At 69.6% G+C, this 26,240-nt stretch carries 17 protein-coding genes and 2 pseudogenes; 10 read left to right on the top strand and 9 right to left on the bottom strand.

Annotated features, from left to right (window positions below):
• The 4 genes and pseudogenes from ACFVWD_RS45715 to ACFVWD_RS45730 all read left to right on the top strand — a co-directional run.
• Positions 1 to 372 (top strand): DNA-directed RNA polymerase subunit alpha C-terminal domain-containing protein (locus ACFVWD_RS45715; protein WP_389604128.1); only part of this gene is annotated, 372 nt, incomplete at its 5' end.
• A 377-nt stretch (positions 373 to 749) separates the two neighbouring features.
• The gene (locus ACFVWD_RS45720; protein WP_389604130.1) at positions 750 to 2,645 is read left to right on the top strand and encodes an SMI1/KNR4 family protein; all 1,896 of its coding nucleotides are present in this window, start codon (positions 750 to 752) and stop codon (positions 2,643 to 2,645) included.
• Positions 2,646 to 3,247: 602 nt separating this feature from the next.
• Positions 3,248 to 3,493, top strand: a pseudogene (locus ACFVWD_RS45725) (IS630 family transposase); the annotation flags it as partial.
• Positions 3,494 to 4,084: 591 nt separating this feature from the next.
• A complete protein-coding gene (locus tag ACFVWD_RS45730) occupies positions 4,085 to 4,297 on the top strand; it encodes a hypothetical protein (RefSeq protein WP_389604132.1) in 213 nt (70 codons plus the stop codon).
• Positions 4,298 to 4,552: 255 nt separating this feature from the next.
• On the opposite strand, the gene ACFVWD_RS45735 is transcribed toward ACFVWD_RS45730, so the two are convergent.
• The 4 genes from ACFVWD_RS45735 to ACFVWD_RS45750 all read right to left on the bottom strand — a co-directional run bounded on the left by ACFVWD_RS45735 (position 4,553) and on the right by ACFVWD_RS45750 (position 9,826).
• Positions 4,553 to 6,175, bottom strand: coding sequence for an FAD-dependent oxidoreductase (locus tag ACFVWD_RS45735; RefSeq protein WP_389604133.1), 1,623 nt, complete (start codon positions 6,173 to 6,175; stop codon positions 4,553 to 4,555).
• Entirely contained in the window at positions 6,172 to 6,672 is a 501-nt protein-coding gene (locus ACFVWD_RS45740) for an MFS transporter (RefSeq protein WP_389604135.1), read from the bottom strand. Before ACFVWD_RS45740 ends, ACFVWD_RS45735 begins: the two co-directional genes overlap by 4 nt.
• A gap of 137 nt (positions 6,673 to 6,809) precedes the next feature.
• On the bottom strand, positions 6,810 to 8,993 hold the full coding sequence (locus tag ACFVWD_RS45745; RefSeq protein ID WP_389604136.1) for an MMPL family transporter: 2,184 nt from the start codon (positions 8,991 to 8,993) through the stop codon (positions 6,810 to 6,812).
• Between the two features lie 35 nt (positions 8,994 to 9,028).
• Positions 9,029 to 9,826, bottom strand: coding sequence for an alpha/beta fold hydrolase (locus ACFVWD_RS45750; protein WP_389604138.1), 798 nt, complete (start codon positions 9,824 to 9,826; stop codon positions 9,029 to 9,031).
• Positions 9,827 to 10,105: 279 nt separating this feature from the next.
• Between ACFVWD_RS45750 and ACFVWD_RS45755 the strand changes: the two are divergent.
• The 3 genes and pseudogenes from ACFVWD_RS45755 to ACFVWD_RS45765 all read left to right on the top strand — a co-directional run.
• Positions 10,106 to 10,234: pseudogene (locus ACFVWD_RS45755) on the top strand (IS3 family transposase); the annotation flags it as partial.
• 351 nt (positions 10,235 to 10,585) lie between these two features.
• Positions 10,586 to 11,185 carry a cupin domain-containing protein gene (locus tag ACFVWD_RS45760; protein ID WP_389604139.1) on the top strand — a complete coding sequence of 200 codons (600 nt, stop codon included), beginning with the start codon at positions 10,586 to 10,588 and terminating at the stop codon, positions 11,183 to 11,185.
• Between the two features lie 64 nt (positions 11,186 to 11,249).
• A complete protein-coding gene (locus ACFVWD_RS45765; RefSeq protein ID WP_385080819.1) occupies positions 11,250 to 11,783 on the top strand; it encodes a carboxymuconolactone decarboxylase family protein in 534 nt (177 codons plus the stop codon).
• A gap of 479 nt (positions 11,784 to 12,262) precedes the next feature.
• Here ACFVWD_RS45765 and ACFVWD_RS45770 read toward each other — a convergent pair whose 3' ends face one another.
• The 5 genes from ACFVWD_RS45770 to ACFVWD_RS45790 all read right to left on the bottom strand — a co-directional run bounded on the left by ACFVWD_RS45770 (position 12,263) and on the right by ACFVWD_RS45790 (position 24,314).
• Positions 12,263 to 13,609: an MFS transporter gene (locus ACFVWD_RS45770; protein ID WP_389604141.1), complete on the bottom strand. Its 1,347-nt coding sequence runs from the start codon at positions 13,607 to 13,609 to the stop codon at positions 12,263 to 12,265.
• A 53-nt stretch (positions 13,610 to 13,662) separates the two neighbouring features.
• Positions 13,663 to 14,859 carry a PLP-dependent aminotransferase family protein gene (locus tag ACFVWD_RS45775; RefSeq protein WP_389604143.1) on the bottom strand — a complete coding sequence of 399 codons (1,197 nt, stop codon included), beginning with the start codon at positions 14,857 to 14,859 and terminating at the stop codon, positions 13,663 to 13,665.
• Complete coding sequence (locus ACFVWD_RS45780) at positions 14,856 to 18,044, bottom strand: BTAD domain-containing putative transcriptional regulator (protein ID WP_389604145.1); 3,189 nt, start codon at positions 18,042 to 18,044, stop codon at positions 14,856 to 14,858. Before ACFVWD_RS45780 ends, ACFVWD_RS45775 begins: the two co-directional genes overlap by 4 nt.
• Before the next feature lie 197 nt (positions 18,045 to 18,241).
• Positions 18,242 to 21,445, bottom strand: a complete 3,204-nt coding sequence (locus ACFVWD_RS45785) for an ATP-binding protein (RefSeq protein WP_389604146.1) — start codon at positions 21,443 to 21,445, stop codon at positions 18,242 to 18,244.
• A 283-nt stretch (positions 21,446 to 21,728) separates the two neighbouring features.
• Positions 21,729 to 24,314, bottom strand: coding sequence for an FAD-dependent oxidoreductase (locus ACFVWD_RS45790; RefSeq protein ID WP_389604148.1), 2,586 nt, complete (start codon positions 24,312 to 24,314; stop codon positions 21,729 to 21,731).
• 368 nt (positions 24,315 to 24,682) lie between these two features.
• Here ACFVWD_RS45790 and ACFVWD_RS45795 point away from each other — a divergent pair, with 368 nt between their 5' ends.
• The 3 genes from ACFVWD_RS45795 to ACFVWD_RS45805 are packed head-to-tail and all read left to right on the top strand — an operon-like array spanning position 24,683 to position 26,191.
• Positions 24,683 to 25,405 carry an alpha/beta fold hydrolase gene (locus ACFVWD_RS45795; RefSeq protein WP_389604149.1) on the top strand — a complete coding sequence of 241 codons (723 nt, stop codon included), beginning with the start codon at positions 24,683 to 24,685 and terminating at the stop codon, positions 25,403 to 25,405.
• Positions 25,406 to 25,455: 50 nt separating this feature from the next.
• Positions 25,456 to 25,665 (top strand): 2TM domain-containing protein, encoded by a 210-nt coding sequence (locus ACFVWD_RS45800; protein WP_388532549.1) that lies wholly within the window; start codon positions 25,456 to 25,458, stop codon positions 25,663 to 25,665.
• Positions 25,666 to 25,699: 34 nt separating this feature from the next.
• Entirely contained in the window at positions 25,700 to 26,191 is a 492-nt protein-coding gene (locus ACFVWD_RS45805; RefSeq protein ID WP_389604150.1) for a DUF4188 domain-containing protein, read from the top strand.
• Positions 26,192 to 26,240 lie beyond the last annotated feature (49 nt).

The raw sequence follows: 26,240 nt of genomic DNA on the forward strand, positions 1-26,240 counted from the left end.
GTCGAGCTGTTCGGTCTGGCCCGCGAGCTCAACATCGACGCCGAGGGCATCGACATGGGCCCGTCCCCCACGGACGCCGCCCTCGCCGCGGACCTGGTACTGCCGATCGAGGAGCTGGAGCTCACCGTCCGGTCGTACAACTGCCTCAAGCGTGAGGGCGTCCACTCCGTGGGTGAGCTCGTCGCCCGCTCCGAGGCCGACCTCCTCGACATTCGCAACTTCGGTGCGAAGTCCATCGACGAGGTCAAGGCGAAGCTGGCCGGCATGGGCCTGGGCCTCAAGGACAGCCCGCCCGGATTCGACCCGACCGCCGCTGCCCTCGGCGCGGACGACAACGGGGACGCGGGTTTCGTGGAGACCGAGCAGTACTGAACGCTGCGCTACGGCCGGGGCACGGCGGAGCCGGTGAAGAGGAGACGGCATAGCAGACGACCACACCCCTATTCCCCCGAGTGGGGTGTTTGGCAGGCGTGCCGCGACGAACCCGAATCACAGCCCCTATAGCGGGGTCCTGGCTGTGGCTATCTGACCAGGTAGAAGTCTTTCCGGGCCGCGTCGCGTTGCCGGTACCGGGCCAACCGGGCGGTCAGAATCGTGAGGACGCCACAAAAATCGGCAGGCCCCTATCGGGACACGCCCCGCCAGCCCGGCACCGACAACGCACCATCCCCGACCAACCGCCGTCAAGAACGGACGGCGTATGCCTGCTGAGTGACTCGTTGTCAGTGGTGGCTGGCACGATCTCGGTCATGAGCGACGAGTCTTTCAACTGGCAGGACTTCCTCGGCCGTTGGCAGGAGGAGTGGGTTCCCCGCGCCGAGCACGAGGAGGACGGGGACGGCGGTCCGGGTCCCGTCAGGCTGGGCAGGCCAGGGGCGGACGAGGCCGCGATCACCACGGTCGAGAAGCGGCTGGGGCAGCGACTGCCGCCCTCCTACCGCCAGTTCCTGGCCGCGAGCGACGGATGGCGTGTGGAGCAGACGGCCGGGGTCTATCAGCTCGGTGGGATCGCGGACATCGACTGGTCCCGGGATCCGTACGGGTTGACCGAGGTGTACGAAGAGAATCTGGGCGACGACCCGCGCGAGCAGGAAGTCCTGCTCGCCGGCATGTGGCAGCGATCGCTGCGCCTGGAGACGGACTCCGATATGACGCTGGCTCTGCTCGACCCGGGCGACCGCGACGAGCACGGCGAGTGGGCGCTCTACATCTACAAGGGCTGGAGCGGTGAATACCCGGACCGCTACCCGTCGTTTCGTGCCTACATGGAGGCCATGTACCGGAGCTTCCACGGCGACCGGGTGGGGCGGCCGGGCTTCGAGAACGCCACCACTCGCGCCCAGGACGCCCGGGTCGAGGAGGCCCGCCTCCTCGCCCTGCGCGGACGGCATGAGGAGGCCCTGCCCTTGCTCGAGGAGGCGCGGTCCTTCGGACGACCGAACAGCGCCATTCTGCTGAACCAGTTGCAGCATCTGGCGGCTCCCCGCGCTCAGCGGGACTACGGTTCCCTTGTGGCTGACCCCCGCTATCTGCCCGAGCTCCTTACGGTGTCGGCCATCGAACCGGCCTCCGGCGAATGGCGACTGGGCGGAGACGACCACTGGCTGGGGATGATGGCCGCCCGTGGGGTCGACCGGGAAATCGCCGAGGACTTGTTGAGCGCGCTTCGCGACGGCACCCATCGCTATGCGCCGCCGGGTGCGTGGGGCCGGGCCGTCAACGAGGCCCGGGAGTCGGCCCGATGGGGAGCAACCGATGCCGCGTGGCGAATGCTGCGCGACGCGCTTACGCAGTGGATACCACCTGGGCCTTTGCTGCTCGCGCCCCTTGGCCTGCTCGCCGATCCGGTTCTGGGGTCGCTGATCACCCCGCAGCGCGGGCGAGAGATCCTCGCGACTCCGCGCGCAGGCGAGTCCGGGCCCGCTCCCGAGCCGGCGCCCGATCTCGACCCGCCGGGTCTCACCTGGCTGACGACGACCGGGATACATGAGCGGCCGTTCGACGCGTACCGCTGCGTCTGGGTCGAGGGCGCCGACGCCGCCGGCCTACCCGCTCTGATAGGCGACGAGGGTGCCGAACTGAGTGCGCCCGTGCACGCAGCCAGGGCGTACCGGCCGTTGAGGCAGAACCACGAGCGGGAGGGCGTCGAGCTCTGGGAGGACCGGGCCGCGGTCATGGCCGGCCGCTGCAGCGAGGGGTGGGCCTTCGCCTTCGACGGCCAGTCCCGCCAGGGCATCAATCACCTGTTCCAGTCCCCCGCCGCGGCCGCCTCCGCGTCGGGTCGCGCCGTGGTGGTGTGGCGTGAGCCGCAGCGGCACTTGGCTGATCACCCGGCCGCATTCCATGTCTCGGTGGCCGAACGCGGCGTGGAACTCTATGCGTTCACGGTGCGGGGCAACGACATCCGGCGCTCGGGTGCGATACCCAACACCCTGGATCCCGCGCGATTTGCCGGCTCACCTGACACCCATCTTGACCGAGAGGTACGCCTGTTGGAGACCCTGCACGCCGAACTGGGCATCTCGCTTCCCTGTTTCGCCCTGTCCCAGGGCAGCCTCCCCATGTTCACCACCCGGTCCTGGACCCGGGCGCCGCGCGAGGGCGAAGGCTTCGCCTACCTGGGCTTCGTACGGCGTCGCCCCTGAGGCGACGCTACCGCAGAGCCGCGACCACGGCCTCGGCCACCCGGGCGAAGAGGCGGTCGTCGTATTCGGCATTGTCACCCTGCCCAGCCGTACACCGTGGCTACACCGCCGCTGCTCCCCTGGGCAGCGCGTCCAGAAGCACAACAGCGCGCGCCTGCCCCGGGAAACCATCAGCGCGTACCAGCGCGCCCGCGCACACCTACAATATTCTTGAGACAGCGGCGAAACCATATCCGGAGGCACTGGCAGCAGCCCGGCCACGCTTCGCCCCATCCCAATCCCAGTGGTCATCTTCGACAACGACACGTACATGCCTTCTGGGCGCCGAATCAACACGGCCCGTTCGGCGAGCTCCCTCCGGCGTACCACCGGACTGGTACGCAGCCGCCCGCTCAACCGATCGCTGGCCCCTCCAAAGGAGCCACGCTCAACCACGGCCGCACGGATCGGCCGCAGTGAACGGTTCGGGCGGACGATCCGTCAGCCGGTCAAGTTCCACCGGCCCTGGCCAGCGGGACTACAGCCTCGCCATCCCGCCGGTTACTTCGGAGGATCCACATCCAGCCTCGATCGCGCCAGCAGGGCGCTTCCAAACGACGCCCCCGACCTACGCGTCCTGGGCCAACCCGGTCGAGGCCCGCTTCGGACCGCTGCGGCAGTTCACGATCGTCAACTCCAACCACCGCAACCACACCGCCCAGACCCGGGCCCTGCACGCCTACCTGCGATGGCGCAACACCAACGCCCGCCACCCCGACGTGCTGGCCGCCCAGCGCCGCGAGCGCGCCCGGCTCCGCAGCGAGAAGGGCCTCCGCTGGGGCGGACGCCCACTCGCCGACGCAGCCTGATCGCTAGAGACAACCTTGCCCGGTGAAGTCCTAGCAGTAGCCGTCCACCCTGGTGATGGCGGATGGGGCGAGGTTGGGCAAGGGATGTTCAGTGATGCCGGAGGCGGCAGACCGTAGGCGGTCGAGAAGAGTGCAGCCCGGGTAGCCCTGAAAATTCGCTTAAGCGGCGCGGTAATGGCAGTTCCAGTAGCTCACGACCCGCCGCTGGGTGCGCGCGAAGAACGCCGGGTTGTCCGCAACGAATGTCCCGTAAGCGAGATGTCCACGGCGCCCGGCGTAGCGAGATCGCGAAGCCCGTCGCTGATGACGACGAGGATCTCCAAGACGTACTCGCCGACCAACTGCACCACGAACGGAACGACCCAGGGATCCGTGGATCCGACGAGCTGCTCCAAGTGGCGCTGCCGCACCCTCCCATCGCAGTGCCTTGAGTACAAGCAGTGCAGAAGCTGCCGTTGACGCGCCGACAACGACGTCACCGCGTCAGCCGATGGCTCGTCGTTGTAGAGAGGTCCTGTGCCGGACCGCGGCCTACCTGTCGCAAGCGAATCTGACAGGAAAAAGATCTACCCGCTCGTGAAGGAGCCGGCCGTGGACGGGGTTCCCGTCGCGGTCACGTGCCGTGCCCTCCGGCGAGCCAGACGGGCCTACTACCGCTGGCTCGACCGGCCGGTGACCGATGCGGTGCTGAAGGAGGCTTACCGCGCGAACGTGTTGTTCGACGCCCATCGTGAGGATCCCGAGTTCGACTACCGCTTCCCGAGATCATCGCCGTGGTCGACCCGGCCGAACTCGCCCTCCTGAACCTGCCGGACCCGGTGTGACTCCCTACTAGCGAAGGCCGCGCCTACTCGAAGTGGTCCACGCCTGCCCCTGTAGAGACGTCGAACTCAGCCTCTGAGAGAACCTCACTGCCCTGCTTCAAGGCAGTCGCAGAACTCCTCGAGAGGCATCGCGGCAGCGGTGGCAGGTGCCCAGTACGAGGTGTCCGTCCAGTTGCCGACTCGGCCCTTCGGGTATCGACAGAGGTGAAACCCCCGTCGGCGGCCGAGGGACGTGTCAGTCGTCGGCGAGTGCCTCGTGGACGGAGGAGACTGCGCCGGCGCCTTCGCCGACGGCGGTGGCCACTCTTTTCGTCGAGCCCGCCCGGAGGTCGCCGGCCACGAAGACCCGGGGCGCGCTCGTCTGGAACGGCAGGGCCGTACCGAACCGTTCGGCGGGCAGGCGGCTGTCCGTGAGGACGAAGCCGTTGTGGTCCTTGGCCACACCGTCCAACCAGCCCGACACCGGGTCGGCGCCGATGAAGCAGAACAGGGCGCGGCAGGCCAGCCGGTCCCGCCGCCCGTCGGACCTCTCGGCAACGATCGACGCGAGGGTGTCGTCGCCGTCCAGTTCGCGGATCGTGCTGCTGGTGTGGACCTGGATCCGCGCATGCGCTCGGATCCGGTCGGTCAGGTAGGACGACATCCGGGCTCCGAGATCGGCGCCGCGGACGATCAGATCCACCGTCGCGCCACGGGCGGCGAGGGACAGGGCCGCTTGCCCGGCCGAGTTGGCGCCGCCGACGACCGTCACCGGCTGGTCTTGATAGCCTCGGACGTCCAGCTCGGTCGCGGCGTAGCGGATGCAACCGGACCTCTCGAAAGTCGTCCATTGTGGCAGGTCGAGGTGCCGGTAGTGGGCCCCGGTCGCGGCGATCACCGCGCGGCACTGAATGCGTGCGTCGTCCTCCAGGAGGACGGCCGGCCGTCGCTCCTCGGAGAGGTCCAGGCCGGCCACCGCGCAGGGCGAGTGGATCCGTACACCGAACTTGAGTGCCTGGACCATCGCCAGGCGGGTCAGGTTTTCGCCGCTGACTCCGTGCGGGAAGCCCAGATAGTTCTCGATGCGGGCGCTCTTGGCGGCCTGGCCGCCGAGCCCGGAGCGGTCCAGCAGCACCGTGACGAGACCCTCGGACGCCGCGTACACGGCGGCGGCCAGACCCGCCGGGCCGGCGCCCACCACGACGAGATCGACCGGACGCCCGTCGGCTCGATAGGTGAGACCGAGCACCTCGGCAACAGCTCTGGGCGTCGCGCGCCGCAGCAGCGAACCGTTGACCATCGCGGCCGGGAGGTCGTCCTCGCCGAGCCCCGCCAGTCTCATCAGCGAGCGTCCGGGGTGCGAGGCCGCGTCGAGCCAGGAATGCGGCAGGAGCATCTGCGCCACATAGGTGCGTAGTTCCAGCGTCTCCGCGGCGTACGACCGGCCGACGAGCTCCAGGGCGTTGCCTGCCGCCCCGCGGATCACCTCACGCCGTTCCCTGAACGCCTCGATCAGAGTGTCGGCGATGTCGACCTGCTCGGCGAGGGCCCGGCGCAACATCGCCGCCCGGATCCGGACGACTGTCCCGGCGGACACCACCCGGGCGGTCAGGTAGACGTGCTGACCGGTCAGCAGGTTGAGCTCGCCGAGGAAGTCTCCGGGCCCGCCCTGGTAGATCAGACGCTCCGGCTCGATCGCCGTCGCGTCCCGGACGATGTCCACGGTCGCCGACCGGAGCAGGAAGAAGTCGTAGGTGTCGTCGCCGGACGTGTACAGATCCCGGCCGGGCTCGGCGTGCTCCACCTCACCGTACTCGGCGAGCCGGCGGAACTGCTCGTCGTCCAGGACCGGCCCGCGCTGTGCCGCACCGTCGTTCACGTGATTCCTCCGTCACACCGGACCAGAAGGGGCTCTTGCCGGAGTGCTGGTCGAGTCGGGCTGTTCAGGCGCGAACCGGAACGGGCGCCGGCTTCACCCGGGCGACGGTCGTGACGTACAGGAGCAGACCCGCGGTGGTGAGGACGAAGCCGGCCCACACGGTGGACAAGGTCCCCCGGCCGAAGAGCCCCGGCGCCGAAGAACGCACCCTGCACGCTGCCCGCGACGAACCGGAAGACGACGAACAGTGTGATGTCCGGCGCCAGGGCGGAGAGCCCGTTGCCGACCAGGAACAGCCCCATCAGGCCGAGCAGCAGAGTGCGCCGGTTGACCCGCGCGGCGAGCAGGGTGATCGCCGGAGAGCCGATCACCACCCCGAAGGCATACGCGGTGATCGCGTAGGTCGCGACCGGAACGGAAACGTCCAGATCGGACGCGAACAGCTGGATGATGCCGTTGCTGCCGAACTCGCCGGCGCCGATCGCGAAGGTGCCCAACGCCAGTGCGAACAACGTCAGCTTCGGATTCCTGATGGGCGACTTCGCGGTGGTGTGCCGCTGCTCCTCGGCGGTGCACTGGCTGTCGTATCCGCGCTGATGCATGGTCTCGCCTCGTCTCGGCCTCGGCAGGAGGGTCAGTCGGACGGCGTGCGGGCCGGTGCGGGACGGAGATCGGGCGTGGGGGGCGGGTCGTCGCCTTCCCGGAGGCCGTGGCGGGCGTAGAAGCGCCGCAGGGGCGCCGGCGCCCACCAGTTCGCGTTTCCGAGCAGGCGCATCGTGGCCGGTACCAGCAGCGCCCGGACGATCGTCGCGTCCACCAGGACGGCGATGAGCATCGCCACCCCGATCAGCTTGATGAACGTGATTCCGGAGACGGAGAACAGGCCGATCACGACCAGGATGAGCAGCGCGGCGCTGGTGATGATCCGGCCGCTGCGCTGCAGCCCGACCGCGACCGCCGCGGTGTTGTCGCCGGTCCGGTCGTACTCTTCGCGGATCCGGGACATCAGGAAGACCTCGTAGTCCATCGACAGCCCGAACACGACCGCGAGGACCAGGATCGGCTGGGTCGCCTCCAGCGTCCCGGTGGAGGTGAAGTCCAACAGGCCGGACAGATGGCCGTCCTGGAAGATCAGGACCAGTGCGCCGAACGAGGCGCCGAGCGACAGGATGTTCATCACGATCGCCTTGACCGGCAGCACGACGGAGCCGAAGGCGAGGAACAGCAGGACGAAGCCGGCGCCGCCGATGATCAGCGCCATCCAGGGCAACAGACGGCCCACGGCGGCGAGTTGGTCGGCCAGCTGCGCGGTCTGGCCACCCACCAGCGCCTCACCACCCGGTGGCGCCGGTACGGCCCGGATCCGGCTCACGAGATCCCGCGCCTGGGGCGATATGGGGTCGCCCTGGTACATGATCGTGACCCGGGCGACGTCGCCGGACCGACCCGCGACCTGGGCTCCGGACACCCCGTCGACGGTCTGGACGGCGTCGACGTAGCGCTCCAGACCGGCCCGGTCCGACGAGGTCACGATCGCCTCGATGGGCACCTGACCGTTCCGGACGAAGTCCCGGTCGAGGGTCTCCGAGACCATGCGGCTCTCGGTACCCGTCGGCAGCACCCTCGGGTCGATACCGCCGAACTCGACGCGCAGGAACGGCGCGGCGGCCAGCAACAGGACCGCGAGCACCCCGGTCGCGTAGACGACCGGGCGGCGCATGATGCTGTGCGCGAGGCGGTACCAGAACCCGTGCGCGACCTCGTCCTGCGGGAGAACCGGCGGCGGGCGGCGGAACAGCCGCCGCACCGAAAGTGCCTCGACCCGGGGGCCGAGGACGGCGAGCAGGGCGGGCAGCACGGTCAGTGCCGCCACCATCGCCACCACGACCGCGGACAGACCGCCGAGGCCCATCGAGCGGAGGAAGGCCATCGGGAAGATCAGCAGTCCGGCCAACGAGACGGCCACGGTGACGCCGGAGACCGCGACCGTACGACCCGCGGTGGCCATGGTGCGGGCGACGGCGTCCTCGACACCCAGCCCGCGGGCGATCTCCTCCCGGAACCGCCCGACCATGAACAGGCCGTAGTCGATCGCCAGGCCCAGCCCGAGAATCGTCACCACGTTGACCGAGAAGACCGAGACGTCGGTCAGGTAGGTCATCCCGCGCAGCGCGGTGAACGCTCCGAGGATGGCCAGACCGCCGATCGCGAGCGGCAGGCTCGCGGCGGCCACGCTGCCGAAGACGACGACCAGGAGCACGAGCAGCACCGGTATGGAGATCGTCTCGGCGAAGGCGATGTCCGCCGCGACCCGCTCGCGGATGTCGCGGTCGACCGTGGTGGCGCCGCCGACCTGGGTCCGCAGGCCGGGCGCGGCCAGTTCGTCCTCGACCTCGTCCAGCGCTTCGCCGCGCCGCGCCTCGTCGTCGCCGGCCAGGGTCAGCACCGCGTAGGTGGCGTGCCGGTCGTGGCTGACCAGGGCCGGGCTGCCGGTGCTCCAATAGCTGACGGTCCGGGTCACCACGTCGTGAGGAAGCGCTTGGAGCGTCTCCGTGACGGCCCGCCGGAACGCCGGGTCGTCAACTGTCGTGCTGGGGCTGGTGTACAGGACCACCGCGTCGTTGCCGGTCCGGCCCAGCGTCGCCTCGGCACGTGCGGCCGCGCGCGAACTCTGGCCGGCCGGGTCGTCGAACCCACCGGTGGTCAGCGAGCCGAAGACCCGCGTACCCCAGATGCCGCCGAACGCCAGGAAGGCCGTGGCCAGGCCGATCACCCACCACCGTCGGCTGACCATCGTCCGCCCCCACCTCTCGAACATCGCCGTCGCCTCCTGGCTTCGTCGGCTTGGTGGCGTCAGCGCGCGGCGCGCTTGATGAGGGCGGCCGTCGCCGCGGGCTGCGCGATCATCGCGACGTGCGAGGCGTCGGCCTCGAAGGTGCGCGCGTCGGCCCGGCGCGCCATGAACCGCTGCGCCGCAGGGGGCAGCACCTGGTCGTCGCGGCCCACGAGGTACCAGGACGGAATGGTCTTCCAGGCCGGGGCGCCGGACGGCTCCCCGAGGGTGCGCACGTCCGCCGGCCGCTGGCCGGCCCACATCAGCTCGGCGGTCGCCTTCGGCAGGTCCCCGGCGAACACGTCGTGGAAGAGCTCCTTCTTGATGTAGCCGTCGACGAAGCCCTCACCGTAGGGGCGGAAGTCCAGCGCCTCCTCGCTGAGCCTGCTTCCCGGGTACTTCGTCTGCAGGCCCAGCAGCGTCTCACCCTGATCGGGCACGAACGCGGCCACGTAGACCAGCGCCTTCACGTTCGGGTTGCCGGTCGCTGCGTTCGTGACGACGATCCCGCCGTAGGAATGCGCGACGAGGACGAGCGGGCTGCTGAGGGTCGCGAGGATGCCGGCCAGATAGGCGGAGTCGGAGGCCACGCTGCGCAGTGGGTTGGGCGGTGCGATCACCGGATAGCCGTCGCGGATGAGCCGGGAGGCGACCCCGTTCCAGCCGGACGCGTCGGCGAACGCGCCGTGCACGAGTACCACGGTGGGCTTCTGGCCGCTGCCGCTTGCGGTGTGTGCCTGCGCGGCAGGCGCGTCGAGTGCGGCGCCCACCACGACGGCGGCGGATCCGGCCAACAGCCCCCGGCGAGTTGTCGTCATCGATGTATACCCTTCGGTATCCGGTGTTCTCAGTGGTGATCGCGGGTCAGCGTAGAACCGGTTACTTGACGAGCACTGAACAGAAATCCGGGCGCCATTCAGGGGCCGCTTCACCATCCGTTCCGTTGTTGTCAAGCACGCCGAACCAGCCTGCGGACATGAAGCCGATAAAGAGCGAAGCTGTCTTCGTACAAAGCCGGAATACGCGTCGGTGAAATACCCGTGGGCGAAATTGAGTGAAGCTTCCCCTTGATCCTGGACACCTGGAGACTGGAAACTTCGTCCTCCCGCCGCACCTACGGTGTCCCGCGTATCCACGCCGAACTGCGCCGCCTGGGACAACGGGTGAACCGCAAGCGTGTCGCCCGCGTGATGCGCGAACGTGACATCCGCGGCGTGAACCGGCGTAAGAGGCGTTCGCCGACCCGGCCGGAAGCAGCGGCAAAGCCGGCCCCATGATGATCTCGGCTTCTCGGCAGTGTTTCGTGGCCTGCCCAACCTGACGTTGTCACGGCGAAAGCTCTGCGCACCGGCACCATCGTCGGATCCTCCGTGGCGAGTGCCAAATTCTCATTCGGGCGAGGGCGACGTCGGTCGGCGCCCTTCTCGCTGGACATGCGTACCGAGACGGACTTTACGGACAGTCGAGCACTGTCCACAGACCGTCCACGCTGCGTCAAGTGGAGGGCGCCAGTCTTTCGGTGTGCGGCGGCGTCAATGCCTGCCGGGCCGCTTACCTCACTGACGCGATGACCTTGAATGTCCAAATCAGCCGAAAGGGGCAGGACTCACCATATGAGCCCAGTACAACCGTTCCGGAGAATCGTTACCGGTCATGACGCTTCCGACCGTGCGGTGATCACACAGGATGCACCGCCGACTCGCGTGGTGGAGATCGGCGGGCCTGGTGGCCCGATCTTCTATGAGGTGTGGAATACACGCCAGACGCCGGCCGTCATCGACCGGCAGTCGGGTGAGCCGGCGGAGGACGGTCTGGTGCTCGGACCTCCCGAGCGTGGCACTCGCATCCGGGTGATCAACTTCCCTCCGGAGGACGACCGAATCCGGAACCTGACGGGGGCCGAGGCGGCCGAGAAGTTCGGGGAGATGGGCGGTGCCGACGCCGCACGGTCCGCTGCCGGCGCCCCGCATCCGTTGATGCACCGCACGCAGACGATCGACTACGGGATCGTCATCGAGGGCGAGCTCACGCTGGTTCTCGACGATGGCGAGACCATCGTCCGCACCGGAGACATCGTGATTCAGCGCGGCACCAACCACGCATGGGCAAACCGGTCGGCTGCGAACTGCCGGGTCGCCTTCGTACTCATCGACGGCCAGTACACCGACGGACTCTGAGGAGGAGCATCGTATGCGTATACGACCCATCCCACCCGATGAGCTCAACCCTCAACTCCGCGAAGTGCATGACGGCATCGCCGGCCTCGTCACCGAGGAGCAGGGCCGCGTCGTCATCCTCGACGACGACGGCGCGCTCGTCGGGCCGTTCGCGGCGATGCTGCACTTCCCCACGTTCGGGGTTCCGGCTCTGTTTCTGCAGCGGGCGGTCGCGGCCGAGGCTCGCCTCGATCCCATCGTTCGCGAGGTGGCGATCCTCACCGTTGGCGGCGCCTACGGCGCCCGGTACCTGCTGTACGCACACGAGCAGACGGCAGATGAGGTCGGCCTTCCGGCGGCACAGATCGCGACCTTGGCGGCGGGCGGGCGACCCTCCGGGCTGAGTGACGAACAGGCCGTCGCCCACGACGTCGCGATGGCGTTGACCTCCGGGCGCATACTGCCGGACTCTACATACGACCGGGCCACGCAGTTGCTAGGCCATGACGGGGTCGGCGAGCTCGTGTTCCTCATTGGCAGCTACTGCCTCATCGCGATGGTGCTGAACTGCTTCGACGTGCCGGTCCCCAGTCGGGATCCGTCAACTGCCCAGCCATGACGACGACAAGGTGTCTGCCGACGATTGCGGCGTTGCGGATCGTCGCTTCGTAGTGCTCGGGGTCGAGGCGCAGAGGTGTAGGCGTCGTCGGACACGACACGGATCCGGCCGGATGCGGGGCGGCCCCCGCCAAGCCGAAGCTGCCTTCACGCAAAGCCGGAATACGCGTCGGTGAAATACCCGTCGGTGTTCGCCGACCCGGCCGGATGCAACGGCAAAGCGGGTCCCGGACCTGTTCGGCCGCGACTTCCATGCCGAGCGTCCCGGGACCAAGCTGGTCGGCGACATCACCTACCTGCCCACCCGCGGGGTCGTCGGCTACGCCATGGTCGGCAAACCCTGGGGCAGCGGATATACGTCGGCCCAGTTCCTGTACCGAACAAGTGAGCTTGGGCTACGGCGGAGTTGCGGGCGCACTCGGCCGAGACCAGGCAGCGGCACCAGCACGCTCGCGCAGCGTAAGGATCAAGAGTCCGCGATCACGGGGAAACCTCAACGGCACTCGGCGCCGCAGTGTGGGCGTGCTTGTCCAAGGTGTACCGGCGTTGCAGCACGATGGCGATCGTCATGAGCACGGCTGGCACCAAGGTGAAGCCGTAGCGGACGGCCGCCAGCGCGCCGGGAGACTGCGTGGTGTGCTCGCCCGCGGTACTGGCCACGAACCCGCCCACAGCCAGGCAGGCCGAATACACGTACGGCCCCAACGCGCCGCCGGTGGCCTCGGCGGCGGTCCACACGCCGGTGTAACTGCCCGCGCTGGCACTACCCGCCGACCCGGCGGCGGCGATGACGTCGGGCACCATCGACAGCGGCATCAGTTGCATCGCGGCGAACGCGACGCCCAGCATCGCGACGGCTGCGATCAGCAGGGGCAGGCCGGCCGCGGCGCCCAGGGCCAGCACCAGCGAGCCGGCCACGAACGCGGCCTGGGCGGCGAGCAGGCTGCGCTGCTTGCCGAGACGCCGGGCCACCAGTACCCACAGGGGCGTGGTCAGGACCGCCGGCGCCATGAACGCCGCGACGAGCACGGTCGTGAGCGCGGAGCGGCCCAGCTCGTACTCAGCGAAGTACGGCATGGCGGCCAGTACCAGGTGCATCGTGATCGCGACGGTCAGATATGACGCGGTCAGCGCACGGAACTGCCGGTCGCGCAGCGCCACCAGCAGCCCGCCCCGGTGCCCCGACTCGGCCGGGGTGCCCGGCGCAGCCCGGTTGAGGCGGGCGACGCCGGTGATGCCGGCCAGCATCGCCGCAAGCATGGCCGCGCCGAGCAGCAGGGCCATTCTCATGTAATCGCCGACGCCCGGATCGTCGCCGGCGACCAGCGGCGCGGCCACGCCGGCGAGCAGGACGCTCACGGTGATCACGACATTGCGGTAGCCCATGAGGCGGGTCCGCTCGTGGTAGCCGATGCCCAGGTCGGCCGGTGTGGCGAGGTAGGAAACCTGGTAGCACGAGTAGAGCAGGTTGCCGGCGACCAGCGCCACCGCGACCCATATCGCGGCGGTCGTCCCGTGCAGGTCCGACGGCACGGCGAACATGGCCACGAAGGCGAGCACCACGACGCAGCCGGCCAACATCAGTTGCCGGCGGTGGCCGCTGCCGGCCAGGCCGGCATCGGAGATCCGGCCCACCCACGGGTGCATCACGATATTGGCGACATTGGGCAGCAGCAGTGCGAGGCCGGCCGTCTGCGGCGGCACGGCCAGGACGTCGGTCAGGAAGTACAGCAGGAAGATGCCCGGCACGGTGACCCAGATGCCCATGCCGATCGAACCGGCGGCGAACGGGACGAGTGCGCGCAGGGGGAGCCGAACGTTGGTCATGAGCAGCCTTCCGGGAATCCGCCGTAGGGGACTGTCGTTGCTCGCTTGCGTCCTCAGAAGGCCAGGGCCAGTCGGCGTGCGGCCTCCCGCAGTTCTTCCGGAGTGCGGTCGCTGTAGGACAACCGCAGGTGCCGGGCCGAAGACCGCCCCTGGGGGTCCGCCGCGAAGAACTCGCCCGGCTGGTAGATCACGCCGTGGGCGGCCGCCCGCCGGAACAGCGCTTCGGGGTCCACGGCGTCGTCGGTGAGCCGCGGCCAGAGGAACAGCCCTCCTTCGGGGGCCACGATGTCGAGGGCGCCCGGGAGTTGTTCCTGCAGGGCGTCGATCAGCACGCCGGCGCGTTCCTGGTACAGCAAGGTGGCGCTGCGCACGATCCGGTCGAACCATTGGTCGTCGTCGGTGAGCAGCCGTTCAACTATCGCCTGAGTCACCGAGGATGTGTGTACGTCGAGGCGGTTGCGCAGCCGGATCACCGGGTCAACGAGGTGCTCCGGCAGCACCAGCCAGCCCACGCGCCAGCCGGGGCCAAGGGTCTTGGTGAAGGTGTTGACGTGGATCGCCCGATCCGACTGGTTGAAGAGCGCGACACCCTGGTCCTGGCCGCCGAATCTCAGTTCGCGGTACGGATTGTCGACGATCACGTAGAAGCCGTACCGCTCGGCGAGCTCGATCAGTGCCTGTCGCTTCGGCGCCGAGAGACTGACCTGGGCGGGGTTGTGGAAGTCGGGCACGGTGTAGGCCGCGGCGATCCGGGCGCCGGTGGCGAGCCGCCGGGCGAGGTGTTCGACATCGAAGCCGTCGGCCACGACCGGTACGGGCAGGGTCTGCGTCGTCGATATCTCCAGGGCCCACAGGAAACCCGGGAACACGGGATCGTCCACCGCGACGGTGGCACCGCGCTCGACGACGGTCAGCACCGCCAGTGCGAGGCCGTGCATGCCACCGTTCGTCACCACGATCCGGCTCGGGTCGACGCCCTCCCGTTTCGCGATCCAGTCGCACAGCGCGGCGTTTCCGCGCGGCCGCGCATACTGCAGGCTCGCGACCGCGGCGGCGGGGTCCTGCCACAGCTGCGCCGCTGCCTGGCCGATCGCCTCGACCGGCAGAGCCTCGGGCGCGGGGATGCCACCCAGCAGGCGAATCGTTTCGGGGGCAGGGGCGGCCAGGCTGGCGTCGACGAAGCCCTTCGGCGCCGAGAGCCCGCGGGCCAGGGCTGTCAGCCCGGTCTGATCCTCAGGGCCTGCGGTCATGCGTTGCCTCCAGGTTCTGAGAGGAGTCGTTCAGGTCCTGAGATGAGTCGTTCGGCGCGTCGCGCGAACAGGTGCGCCTCACATGCGGTGGATTGCGTGTAGGCCCGTTCGGCGGCGGCCCGGACAGCGGTGGGGGGCGCGCCGCGGGCCTGCAGCAGGCGCGCCTTCAGCAGCAGGAGCAGCCCTTCGGCGTACCGCTGGCCGTGGTCCCACATCGCCTGGTCGGCTCGGTCGAGAGCGGCGTCGGCTCGATCGGGCGATCCGGCCGCCAGCCACATCTCGGCGATCAGCGCGTAGTGGTAGGCGACGCCCCATTGCGGCGGATCGAGCAGGTGGGCGGCCAGGAGTTCCTCGGCCTCGGCCGCGGCGCCCGCCGGATCATCGCCGGTGAGGGCGCGTGCCCAGCACCAGAACTGCCGGATGTAGTGGTCGATGTGGGCGCTGAGGCGGGCGAGGCCGGCGGCGACCCACCGCTCCCCGGCTCGCCGTGCCGTTTCCGCGTCCCCGGCCATGGAAGCGATCATGGTCGTGTAGTAGACCCAGACCGAGGCCGCGTACGGGTCCCCCGGGGTGTCCCAGGTGTCGACGAAAGCCAGCGCCGCGTCGACATCACCGTGCAGCGCGGTCATGACCGCCCGCCAGCCGGGCCCTTCCCCGGGAATGCTGCCGTCCCGCCGGAGCGGTGTCTCTTCGTCCGGGGTGACGGTGCCGCCGGCGGCGACGACATCCTCCTTGCTGAAGGACCGGTACGCCTCGCCGATGTTGCCGATGTCCCACTGATGCAGGCCCCAGGCCTGCCGGCCGTAGCGTCGGACTGCGGGAGCGGAGGACGCCTGACCGAGCTCGTGCATGCGGCGGGCCAGCTGCCCGCGGCCCTTCTCCATGGAGGTGTAGGCGCCCATCAGACGGATGAAGAGGAAGTCGGCGGCCTCCGCCTCCCGGCCGAGCGTGCGGGCCAGGTATTCGGCCCGCCCCAGCAGATCGACTGTCGAGGCGTCGTACCCCGACTGTCGTCTGACGACGATGGCGAGCAGTGTGAGGGCGGAGAACTCCAGCTCCATGAGTCCGGAAGCCCGGGTGACCTGTACGGCGTAGCGCAACTGTCGACTGGCGGACTCGAAGGCGAGTTTGGCCGCCGCGCGGCGCCCGGCGCGGATGAGCGCCTCCGCGGCGCGAACGGGCTCGGCGAGGGGGCCGGCGGCCCACAGGTGGTAGGCGAGGCGTTCGGCGACGTCCTCGTCGTCGGCATGGATCTGTTCGAGCGCGTCCGCGACGCGCAGATGCAGCCGGGTGACCTGCTGTGTCGTCGCGGTCTCGGAGACCGACTCGCGCACCAGGTCGTGCGCGAAGCGGAGCGAGGACGGGTCCTGCGGCCCGGGTTCGAGCAGCCCGAGGGTATGCAGCGGCTCCAGGCGATGGAGACAGTCCGCGACGTCCACACCGGTGGCGCGGGACAGCAGCCTGAGGTCGACGTCGCGGCCGATGAGCGCGGCCACCCGCAGCAGGTCGCGGGCGCGGTCGTCGAGCCCTGCCATCCGGTCGCGGACGACATCATGGACGGTGGACGGGACCCCGGCCGCGGCGAAGGTGCCGCTGTCGCCGATTGCGCCGACCCCGCCGAGAAGCCGGGACAGTTCGCGGACGAAGAACGGATTGCCGGAGGTACGGGCGTGGATGGCGCGCGCGACGGCGCCGCCGGGATCCTGGCCGGCCTCGTGGCGGATGAGTTCGGCCACGTCGGCCGGACCGAGCGGGCCGAGCCGGAACCTGCGGTGACCGGGCCGCCGGCTGGCAGCGGCCAGCACCCGGGAGAGGTCCGGGCTGAGTGTGGGTGCGCGGTCGCGCAACGCGCCGACGATCGCGGTGCCATGAGGCAGCCGCCCCGCCAGGTGCTGCAGCAACCGCAGGGAGGTGGCGTCGGCCCATTGGAGGTCATCGAGTATCAGGAGTGTCGGCCGCCGTGCCGAGGCCTGTCCGACGAGGGCGACGACCTGTTCGAACAGCCGGAATTGGGCGTTGCCGTCGGGGAGTTCCCGGGTCGCGTCGTCCCGCGCCGCGAGGAGGCTTCCCAGCCCGCCGGTGAGCCACTGTTCGCTCGCCGGAGCGGGCAGACTGTGGACGACCTGGCTCAGTGCCTGCTCCCATGGCCACATCGCCGGTGTCCCGTCGCCCTGCAGGCAGGAGCCCCAGACGGTGAGTGCGCCCAGCCGGCCCGCCACGGCGGCGGCCTCCTCCAGCAGCCGGGTCTTGCCTGCGCCCGGTTCGCCTTCGACAACGCCGATCGCGGTGTCGCCGGCGAGTGCGCGCTCCACGATGCGCCGCAGCGTGGCGAGTTCCTCGGTCCGGCCGATCAAGGTGCCCGCCGTGGTCCGCCCGACCTCCTCGTCCGCCTCCCGCACGAGCGGCGACGCCGGGGGCTGGTTGAGAATCCGCCGCTGTGCGTCCTCCAGCGCCGGACCCGGGTCGATGCCAAGTTCCTCGGCGAGCCGGTCGCGGGCCTGACGAAACACCGACAGCGCCTCCGCCTGGCGGCCGGCAGCGCCGAGAACGCCGATGAGACCGGCCAGCACGGGTTCGTTGAACGGTGCCATCGATGCGGCCAGTTGCAGAGCCGCGAGCACCCGCTCCGGTTGACCCATCGACACGGCGAGATCCGCCGCCGCCGTGCACGCGTCGTAGAACTCGTTGTCGAGTGCGGCGAAGACCGTCGTGGCATTGGCCCCGTTGCCGATGCCGTCGCCCGCCGAACCGTGCCAGAGCCCGAGCGCCCCGACGTAGTGATCGAGGGCCGCCTCGTGATCGTGCTGAGCCAGCGCGGCCCTGGCGGCATCGACGAGTTCCCGGAAGGCGACGAGGTCCAGCGTGGCGGAGCCGACGGCGAACAGGTAGGCATTGCCGCGACGGTGGAGGAACGAGCCGGCTTCGCGGACGGGCAGCAGAGGCTCGAGCAGCCGTCGCAACGCGCCGACGTACTTCTGGAGAATGTTCACAGCCGAAGCCGGGACGTCCTCGGCCCAGATCAGGTCGATCAGCTCGCTCGTACTGATCGGCTTGCCCGCGCGGGCGATCAGCACCGCGAGCAGGTACGACTGCTGCCGAGGCCCGGCATCCAGTTCGCCGCCGTCCCGCCAGATCCGCAACGGACCGAGAATCTGCAGACGCAGATGTCCGCCGGAGGAAGCCATGCCCACCCCATACCCCCACTCACGGGCCGACCACGATCGGCTGCGGCGTAGCCACTTTACGGTCGCTTTGCGGGCTGGGTCCATCCGCCGGGGCGGCCGCTGGGCGGTGCTGTCGTGGCGGAACCAGGTTCCCGATCTGCGGGGGCCCGGTGTGATTCGGCCTCGTTCACCGGCCGTCGGCGTCGTGAACACGGATGTCAGCGGGATGTGTTGTCCGCAAGCTCGGCCAACAGTTCCTCGGCACGGCGGGCGAACAGGTGGGCCTCGCGCTCGACGGACAGTGCGTGCGCCCGCTCGGCAACGGCCCGAAAGGTGGCGGCCGGCTCGCCGCGTGCCTGCAGCACCCGTGCCCGGAGCAGAAGCAGCAGGCTCTCGGCGTAGCGCTGGCCGTACGTTTCGATGGCCGAGTCCGCCCGGTCGAGCGCCGCGTCGGCCTCGTCCAGCTTTCCGGCTGCCAGCCACATCTCGCCGAGGAGCCCGTACCAGGTGGCCAGGCCCGAGCGTGGCGGATCGGAGAGCGACGCGACGATCAGATCCTGCGCCTCTGCGGCTGCGCCGACCGGGTCCTCGCCGGTAAGGGCTCGCGCCCAGCAGCGGGCCAGCCGTTGGTAGGCGCCGAAGAAGCCGAACGAGAACGCGGGGTCCACGTCGATCCCGGACTCGGCCGCGCGCAGCGCCCGCGCCGGGTCGCCGGTCAAAGCGGCGACTCTCGCGGAGTACGCCGCCCAGACCGTGATCGCGTAGGGGTCGCCTCCCGCGGCGGCCTCCATCGTGGCGAGCCGAGCCAGTGCCCCGTCGACGTCCCCGTGCAGTGCGGTCATCATCGCGAGCATCCCGGCCGCGAGCAGTCGCAGATCGCGCCGGAGCGGGTCTTCCTCACGGTGGGCCAGGTCGTCCAGAACGGTCCAGTCGGTCCGGCTCAGGTACCGGAACGCCTCTCCGACGTTGCCGACACCCCACTGGTGGATGCCCCAGGCGTACCAGCCGTAGGCGCGCACGGCAGAGTCGTCGGACGCCTCCCCCTGCGCCAGCAACTGGCCGGCCAACCGGCCGGCGCGGTCCAGCTGTATGCCCTGGGCGTACGCGGCCCAGCGGGAGAAGAGGAAGTCGGCGGCCTCCCGTTCCCGGTTGAGTCCACGGGAAAGGTGTTCGGCCCGCTCCAGCAGGTCGACCGCCGAGCCCACGTATCCCGCCCGCATTCCGTCCACCGCGGTGAACAGTGACAGGGCAGCCAGCTCCAACTCCGCCAGGCCCGCTGTGCGTGCCACCCGCGCGGCCGAGTGAAGCTGGCGTGCGGCTGCCTCGAGCGCCAGCTTGGCCGCGGCGCAGCGGCCGGCCCGGACGAGCGCGGTCGCGGTTCGGCCCGGATCCGCGAGCGGCCCGGCGGACCACAGGTGATGGGCGAGGCGCTCGGCCACCAGTTCGGTGTCCGCGGCCCTGTGCTCCAGGGCGTCGGCGACCAGCAGATGCAGCCGGGCCGCGCGCGGCGGCGCTATGGTCTCGACCACCGATTCACGGACCAGGTCGTGCGGAAATCCGAACGAGTAGGGGTCGCCGGGCGAAGGTTCGAGCAGGCCCAGCCCTTCGCACGCCTCCAGGCGGTCCAGACACGTCTGGTGGTCCAGACCGGCGGTGCGGGCAAGGAGAGCGAGGTCGACGGTACGGCCGATCAGCGCGGCGATCTGCAACAGGCTGCCGGCGTCAGCACCCAGCCCGGTCATCCGGTCGCGAACGACGTCTCGGACAGTGGCCGGTACCGCGGTCCGGGCCGCGGTGGCCTCCGTGAGGACGCCGCCGTCGGCGAGGAACCGGGACAGCTCGCGGACGAAGAAGGGGTTGCCGGCGGTGCGGGTGTGAATGAGGCGGGTGGCACCCGGGCCCGGGTCCTGCCCCGTCTCACGGCGGACGAGTTCGGCCACCTCGGCCGGGCCCAGCGGGCCGAGCGGGATCCTGCGGTGACCGGGCAGCCGACTCGCCGCGGCGAGCATCCGCCCCAGTTCCGCGCTCGGCGCGGGCGCACGATCGCGGAGCGCCCCGATCACGGCGGTGCCGCCCGGCAGCCGAGCCATCAGGTGACCGAGCAGCTCCAGCGAGGCGGCATCGGCCCACTGAAGGTCGTCGACGACGAGCACCACGGGGCGCCGCGCCGATACCTGGCGGACGAGCGCGACAGCCTGCTCGAAGAGGCGGAACCGGACGCCGCTGTCCGGCAGGGCCGGCGTCGTACGGCCGCTGCCGCGCGGTGTCACGAGACGGCCGAGTTCGCCCGCCTGCCAGTCCTCGCGCGCCGCGGCCGGCACGTCGTCCAGGAGGGCGCCGATGACCTGCGCCCACGGCCACATGGACGGCGTGCCGTCCCCCGGCAGGCAACGACCCCAGACAACGAGCGCGCCACGCCGGTTCGCCTCGGCACCGGCCTCCTCGAGCAGGCGGGTCTTGCCCACTCCGGGTTCTCCTTCGACGAGCACAAGCCCCGTCGATCCGGCGAGTGCCGATTCCACCGCATGCCGCACCACCGCCAGTTCCTCGGCCCGGCCGACCAGGCAGTCGGCAGTCGACGCCCCGGTGGTGGGAGCCGCCGACCGTTCCTGAGGCATGTCCTCCAGCTCATGGGGCATTTCCTCAGCCGGTGCCCGTTCCAGCACACGCAGGTGAGCGGCCACCAGTGCCGGGCCGGGGTCGACGCCCAGTTCCTCGGCCAGCCGGGCGCTGACGGTCCGGAACACCGACAGCGCCTCGGCCGGCTGGCCGGCGGCAGCCAGGGCGGCGATGAGACTCGCCTGCACCCTCTCGTGCAACGGCGCCATCCGGGCGGCCATGTGCAGGGACTGGAGCACACGTTCGGGCCGGCCGAGCCTTATCGCCAACTCGGCCGCCGCCACGCAGGCGTGGCGGAACTCGCCGTCCAGCCCGGCGAAGATCGCCATACCGGTCGAGCCGTAGGCGACCCCGTCGCCGGCCGAGCCGTGCCAGAGCCCCACCGCTTCCAGGTACCCGTCGAGTGCCGCAGCGGGCCGCTGCTCCGCGACGCCGGCCTCGGCCGCATCGACCAGCTCACGGAACCTGACGACGTCCAGTGTCCCGGGGGCGGCCACGAACAGGTACGCGCTACCGCGACGGTGCAGGTACGAGCCGGGTTCACGCGCGGGCAACGCCGGCTCCAGCAGCCGTCGCAGCGCGCCGACGTACTTCTGGAGAATGTTGACCGCCGAGGCCGGGACGTCCTCCGCCCAGATCAGGTCGACCAACTCGCTGATGCTGACCGGCTCGCCCGCTCGGGCGAGGAGAACGGCGAGCAGATACGCCTGCTGCGGAGGACCGGCGTCCAGTTCCACACCGTCTCGCCAGCCCCGTAGCGGACCGAGAACCTGCAGACGCAGAGATGCGTCGGAGTAGGCCATTCCTTTTCCTATTCCCAGTCACGGGTCGCCCTCGCTGCCATCGGCTGCCCGTGGTGACCGAAGGCGCGCGGCAGGGAAAGCGACTAATGCCCATTGCCGGCCGGAAGGGCCAGGCAGACGACCAGGGTCGACAGCAGTGATCGCGGCAGGTTCTTCAGCTTCTTCAGCCGGGCAACGCGCCGAGTGCCACTGGACCGGACAGGCTGGAGTCAGAAGCCGTTGTCCGTCGTGCTGTCGACGCGACGGCGGGCTCGGCGCGGACAGTGGCCGCGGTCGGCCCGTCCTACTGGTCGATCACCAGGTCCTCGGTGGGCAGTGTCTGGCAGGCCAGCCGCCAGCCCGCCGCCAACTCGTCGGCGGAGAACATCCCCCGGTCGTCGGTCTCGTAGGCGCCGGAGAGCACCCGCACCCGACAGGTACCGCACGCACCTTCGCCGCACGACTGGGGCAACGCGACGCCGACGGCGTTGGCGGCGTCTAGGACCGACTGCCCGGGGCTGCACGGGAACGCCGGGGTGCCGCCCACCGTGCCGATCATGAACTCGGTGACACCTGCCGCCGCGGCGGCGACGGCGATGGCGTGCGCCTTCTCCCGGCGGGTCTCCTTGCTCCGGCCCGACACGAACGCCTCGGTGTGGATGGCTTCTCGCGGCACCCCCAGTTCTGTCAGGCGGCCGATCAGGTCCTGCATCATGGTCGCCGGCCCGCACAGGTGCACACGGGTCGTCGGGCCTACGTGGGACCGCAGCTCGTCCAGACCGATCCGTCCCTCGCGTTCGGTGACGAAGATCGACATCTCCAGCCCCGGCAGCCGGGACCGCAGCGCCTCGATCTCCGGCCCGAACACCACCTCGTCCTCGGTCCGGTAGCTCGCCAGCAGGACGATCCGCCCCGTGTGACCGGCGTCGGCGGCCGCGAGCAGGACACTCATCAGCGGGGTGATCCCGACGCCCCCGGCGATGAGCAGGAGTGTGTCCGCCTCGCTGCCCGGATTCCAGGTGAACTCGCCGTGCGGGCCGCTCACCCGCAACGCCAGCCCGACCTCCAGTTCCTCATGCAGGAATCCCGAGCCCAGCCCGTCCGGCTCGTGCTTCACAGCGATCTCGACGAAGCCGCTCTCCCCGGGACTGCTGCAGATCGAGTACGAGCGTTCGATCGGCTCGATGGCGACGGGCAGGTCGACCTTCAGGTACTGCCCGGCGGCGAACGCGAACGGCATCGTGTCCGCGTCCAGGGGTTCGAAGCGGATCCTGCGGACCGTCGGGGTCAGCACCTCGATGCCGGCCACCCGTAGATAGCCCTCCCAGGGCGTGGCCGGATCCCGGGCCACCCCGCCGGAACGGATGGCCTGCCACATCGGCCCGAGCTGCCTCGGTTTCAGGACAGCGTTCGCCGCCATCAGCCCGCCCGCCAGCGCCCCCACCACGCCGGACCCCCAGGCGTCCTGCCCGGCCACGAAGAGGCCCTGGACCGGAGTACGGCATCCCGCCCGCGCCGAGCGCAACCGCTGGGGAGTCGCCGCGAGTCCGTAGAAGGATCCCCGCACGCTGTGCTGATAGGTCTCGAACGACAGCGGCGTCGCCAGTTCGGCGAATGCGATCGTCTCCCGGAAGCCGGGCCAGCGTTCCTCCAGGCGGGCGATCAGCCGCCCGGTCAGCTCGTCCTTGAACTTCCGGTAGCTGTCCGGCCGCTCGTTCTCGGGCGTTCCGCGCCACTGGTCGACCACCTTCGGATCGACGAGTTCCAGCAACTCCACCGTGTGGAACCGGGCAGCCGGGTTGTTGAGCGAGGCGAAGGAGACATACAGCGTGCCTTCCCCGGGAGGGCGATGAACGCCTTCGTGCTCGTCGAGATCCGGCATGAACCAGTGGTTCTCGCCGCGCAGCCCGAACTCGGCCGGCGACCGGTCCAGTCCGAGAAACAGCATGACCGCCGACCGTTCCTCGGGCAGCTCCGCCAGTTCGTGCCCCTTCCCGATCAGGGCGTACGTGTTACGCACTCCGGCCGCCGAGACAACGGTGTCCGTCCGCACACGGTAGCGGCGGCCGGTGGCGGTGTCCTCGACGTCGACGCCGGCCACCTTGCCGCCCTCGACGACGACCTCATGAACCCTCTGCCGGGAGCGCAGCACCACGCCGTACCGCTGCAGGATCTCCAGAACGACCCGGTTGAGCTCCTGCGGGCCGCCCACGGGATGTGCGGTGCCTTCCATGAAGAAGGTCAGCGGGACCGCCGCGTGATAGCCGAACGCGCTCGATGCCGGCGGAGTGCCGTACAGCCCCCATCGCGCGGCCAGAACGGCCCGCAGACGCGGATCGTGGAAACTGCGGGAAACCTGGTCCCGCAACGATCGGAACGTCGACGGGAAGAGCCGCTCGACGATGGGCGCACCCGCTTTTCGTACGCCGGCGGGGAACGATGCGAAGACATTGCGCGCGGTCAGCCCGGCCATGGCCCAGCGCGTGGTCCGGAAGAATCGGTCGATCGCGTCCGCCTCGGCAGGGAACCGTTCCTTCAGACGCTCACGGAACCGTTCCTTCGTGGCGGGGACGGCGAAATCGAACCCGGGGAAGTGCAGCGCGTCGTACTCGTCCGGCAGGGGCGAGAGCTGCGCCCTTCCGTCCGTCATGAACCCGAGGAACGGGCCGGCGCTCGCGCTCATGTAATGCAGCCCGGTGCCGAACCGGTATCGCCCGGCGCGGGAGAACTCGTGCGTCATCCCGCCGAGCGTGTAGTGCTGTTCGAGGACGAGAACACGCTTCCCGCCGAACTGCGCGATCGTGCGCGCCGCTGCGAGACCGCCCATACCCGACCCGATCACCACCACATCGGCTTCCTCGTCCGACACCATCGGCAACCCCCCAGTCATCTGTCCTCCGAGGCGCCCAGATTGGCCGAACCGGCTTGACGTCGACTGAATGATCAGTGAAGGCCACCCGGAACCAGGTCCCGGTCTCATTCCATTCCCGTCCAGTGCGACGCCGTAGCTTTGCGCCGGGCGTGAGGGTGTGGAGCGGTGTCGTTCTTCGCTGAATTCATCCGCAAACCCATCACGGTCGCTGCGGTCACGCCTCCGGTTCGTCGACCGACGTGTCCGGACACTTCCGGCGGTCGACGTCGCGCCGGCGGACGTTCCCCGCAAGCGGGGTTCGAAGAAGTGGTCGTCAGCCGGACGGTACGGGAGACCGACACCCGCTCCGGTCCTTGTCGGCCGTCATCCGAAGGAGAGGTTGGTCCATGGTGAGCGGGAAACCGACGATCGTGCTCGTACACGGTGCCTTTGCCGACAGCAGCGGCTTCAACGCCGTCGCCAAGCGGCTTGTCGCCGACGGCTATCCAGTGGTCGCCGCGCCGAATCCACTTCGAGGGCTCGCCTTCGACGCGATCCACGTCAAGGCGCTGCTGGACAGCATCGAGGGACCGATCGTGCTGGTCGGGCACTCGTACGGCGGTGCGGTCATCTCCACTGCCGCCGAGGGAAACGCGAACGTGAAGGCACTGGTCTACCTGGCGGCGTTCGTGCCGGAGACGGGCGAGAGCGCGCAAGCACTGGTTGAGAAGTTCCCGGGCAGCACCGTGGGCGAGTCTCTCAAGCCTGTGCCGCTGCCCGACGGACAGGTGGACCTCTATATCGACCCGAAAGTCTTTCATCCCCATTTCGCGGCCGACGTGTCGGCAGAGGAAGCCGCCCTCTACTCGATCACGCAACGCCCGGCCACCGGCGCCGCCCTGGGCGAGCCCGCCACCGGTCCGCAGGCATGGCACACGATCCCGAACTACAACCTGATCAGCGGCGCCGACCGGATCATCCCACCGGCCACGCAGGAATTCATGGCCCAGCGCTCCGGCGCGAAGACCCAGGTGGTCGAGGGTGCTTCGCACATGGTGTTCGTCTCCCGGCCGGGCGCGACCGTGGCCCTCATCGAGACAGCCGTGCAGGAGCAGACGCTCCCGCAATAGCACCGCTGGTCACCGCAAGTGCATCGATCCGATGATCCATGGGAGGGAAAGTGCACAAGAGCGAAAAGGCTATGAGGTGGGGCCTGCGGGTCCACCTTTTCTGGTACATCATCGCCAATGTGGCCCAGGTGGTGCTGTGGGGGATTCTCACACCCCACCACTTCTTCTGGCCCTTGTGGTCGATTCTGGGCTGGGGTATCGGGCTGGTGATCCACTTCTGGGCGATTCGTTCGAAGTCCCGATCACTCGCCCGGTCATGACCTGAACCATCGCAAGCAGGACCAGAGGAGAATCATGTCCGATAAAGTGGTTCCGGGTCGCAATACCGCCGCCGCCGAAGGCGACGTCGTCGTCTTCCACATCGGGCTACGGATCAACCGGCTGCGAGCATTCTCCAGCTGGTTGCCGGCCTTTATGTCGATGCCGCGCATGCTGCGTGAGCTGTCGCAGGAAAAGACCAGCGGGCTTCTCGGCTACAAGGTGCTCTACGGCAGCCTCCGAGACTTCTACGTCGTCCAGTACTGGTCCGACAAGGAACGGCTCCTCGCCTACGCCCACCAGCAGGACAGGGAGCACCGGCCGGCATGGACGGCGTTCAACCGACGAGCACGCGCCGGAAAGGGTCATGTGGGTATCTGGCACGAGACGTTCATCGTCCCGGCAGGCTCCTACGAATCGGTGTACGTCGACATGCCCGCATACGGCCTCGGCGCCGCGACAGGTGTCGTACCGGTCGGCCGACGCGGCGACACGGCGGCCCAGCGTCTGAGGGCGGCAGAGAGGTAGGCGTCCGTTCCGCGAGGATCGCTCACACTGAACCGACCCTGGCTCGTAT

The sequence above is a fragment of the Streptomyces sp. NPDC058086 genome (assembly GCF_042885015.1).
Lineage (GTDB): Bacteria > Actinomycetota > Actinomycetes > Streptomycetales > Streptomycetaceae > Streptomyces.

Coding starts and splice junctions, on each gene's coding strand:
- ACFVWD_RS45720 (WP_389604130.1), top strand. CDS start 750: ATGAGCGACGAGTCTTTCAACTGGCAGGACTTCCTCGGCCGTTGGCAG.
- ACFVWD_RS45745 (WP_389604136.1), bottom strand. CDS start 8,993: ATGTTCGAGAGGTGGGGGCGGACGATGGTCAGCCGACGGTGGTGGGTG.
- ACFVWD_RS45750 (WP_389604138.1), bottom strand. CDS start 9,826: ATGACGACAACTCGCCGGGGGCTGTTGGCCGGATCCGCCGCCGTCGTG.
- ACFVWD_RS45760 (WP_389604139.1), top strand. CDS start 10,586: ATGTCCAAATCAGCCGAAAGGGGCAGGACTCACCATATGAGCCCAGTA.
- ACFVWD_RS45770 (WP_389604141.1), bottom strand. CDS start 13,609: ATGACCAACGTTCGGCTCCCCCTGCGCGCACTCGTCCCGTTCGCCGCC.
- ACFVWD_RS45775 (WP_389604143.1), bottom strand. CDS start 14,859: ATGACCGCAGGCCCTGAGGATCAGACCGGGCTGACAGCCCTGGCCCGC.
- ACFVWD_RS45780 (WP_389604145.1), bottom strand. CDS start 18,044: ATGGCTTCCTCCGGCGGACATCTGCGTCTGCAGATTCTCGGTCCGTTG.
- ACFVWD_RS45785 (WP_389604146.1), bottom strand. CDS start 21,445: ATGGCCTACTCCGACGCATCTCTGCGTCTGCAGGTTCTCGGTCCGCTA.
- ACFVWD_RS45790 (WP_389604148.1), bottom strand. CDS start 24,314: ATGACTGGGGGGTTGCCGATGGTGTCGGACGAGGAAGCCGATGTGGTG.
- ACFVWD_RS45795 (WP_389604149.1), top strand. CDS start 24,683: ATGGTGAGCGGGAAACCGACGATCGTGCTCGTACACGGTGCCTTTGCC.
- ACFVWD_RS45805 (WP_389604150.1), top strand. CDS start 25,700: ATGTCCGATAAAGTGGTTCCGGGTCGCAATACCGCCGCCGCCGAAGGC.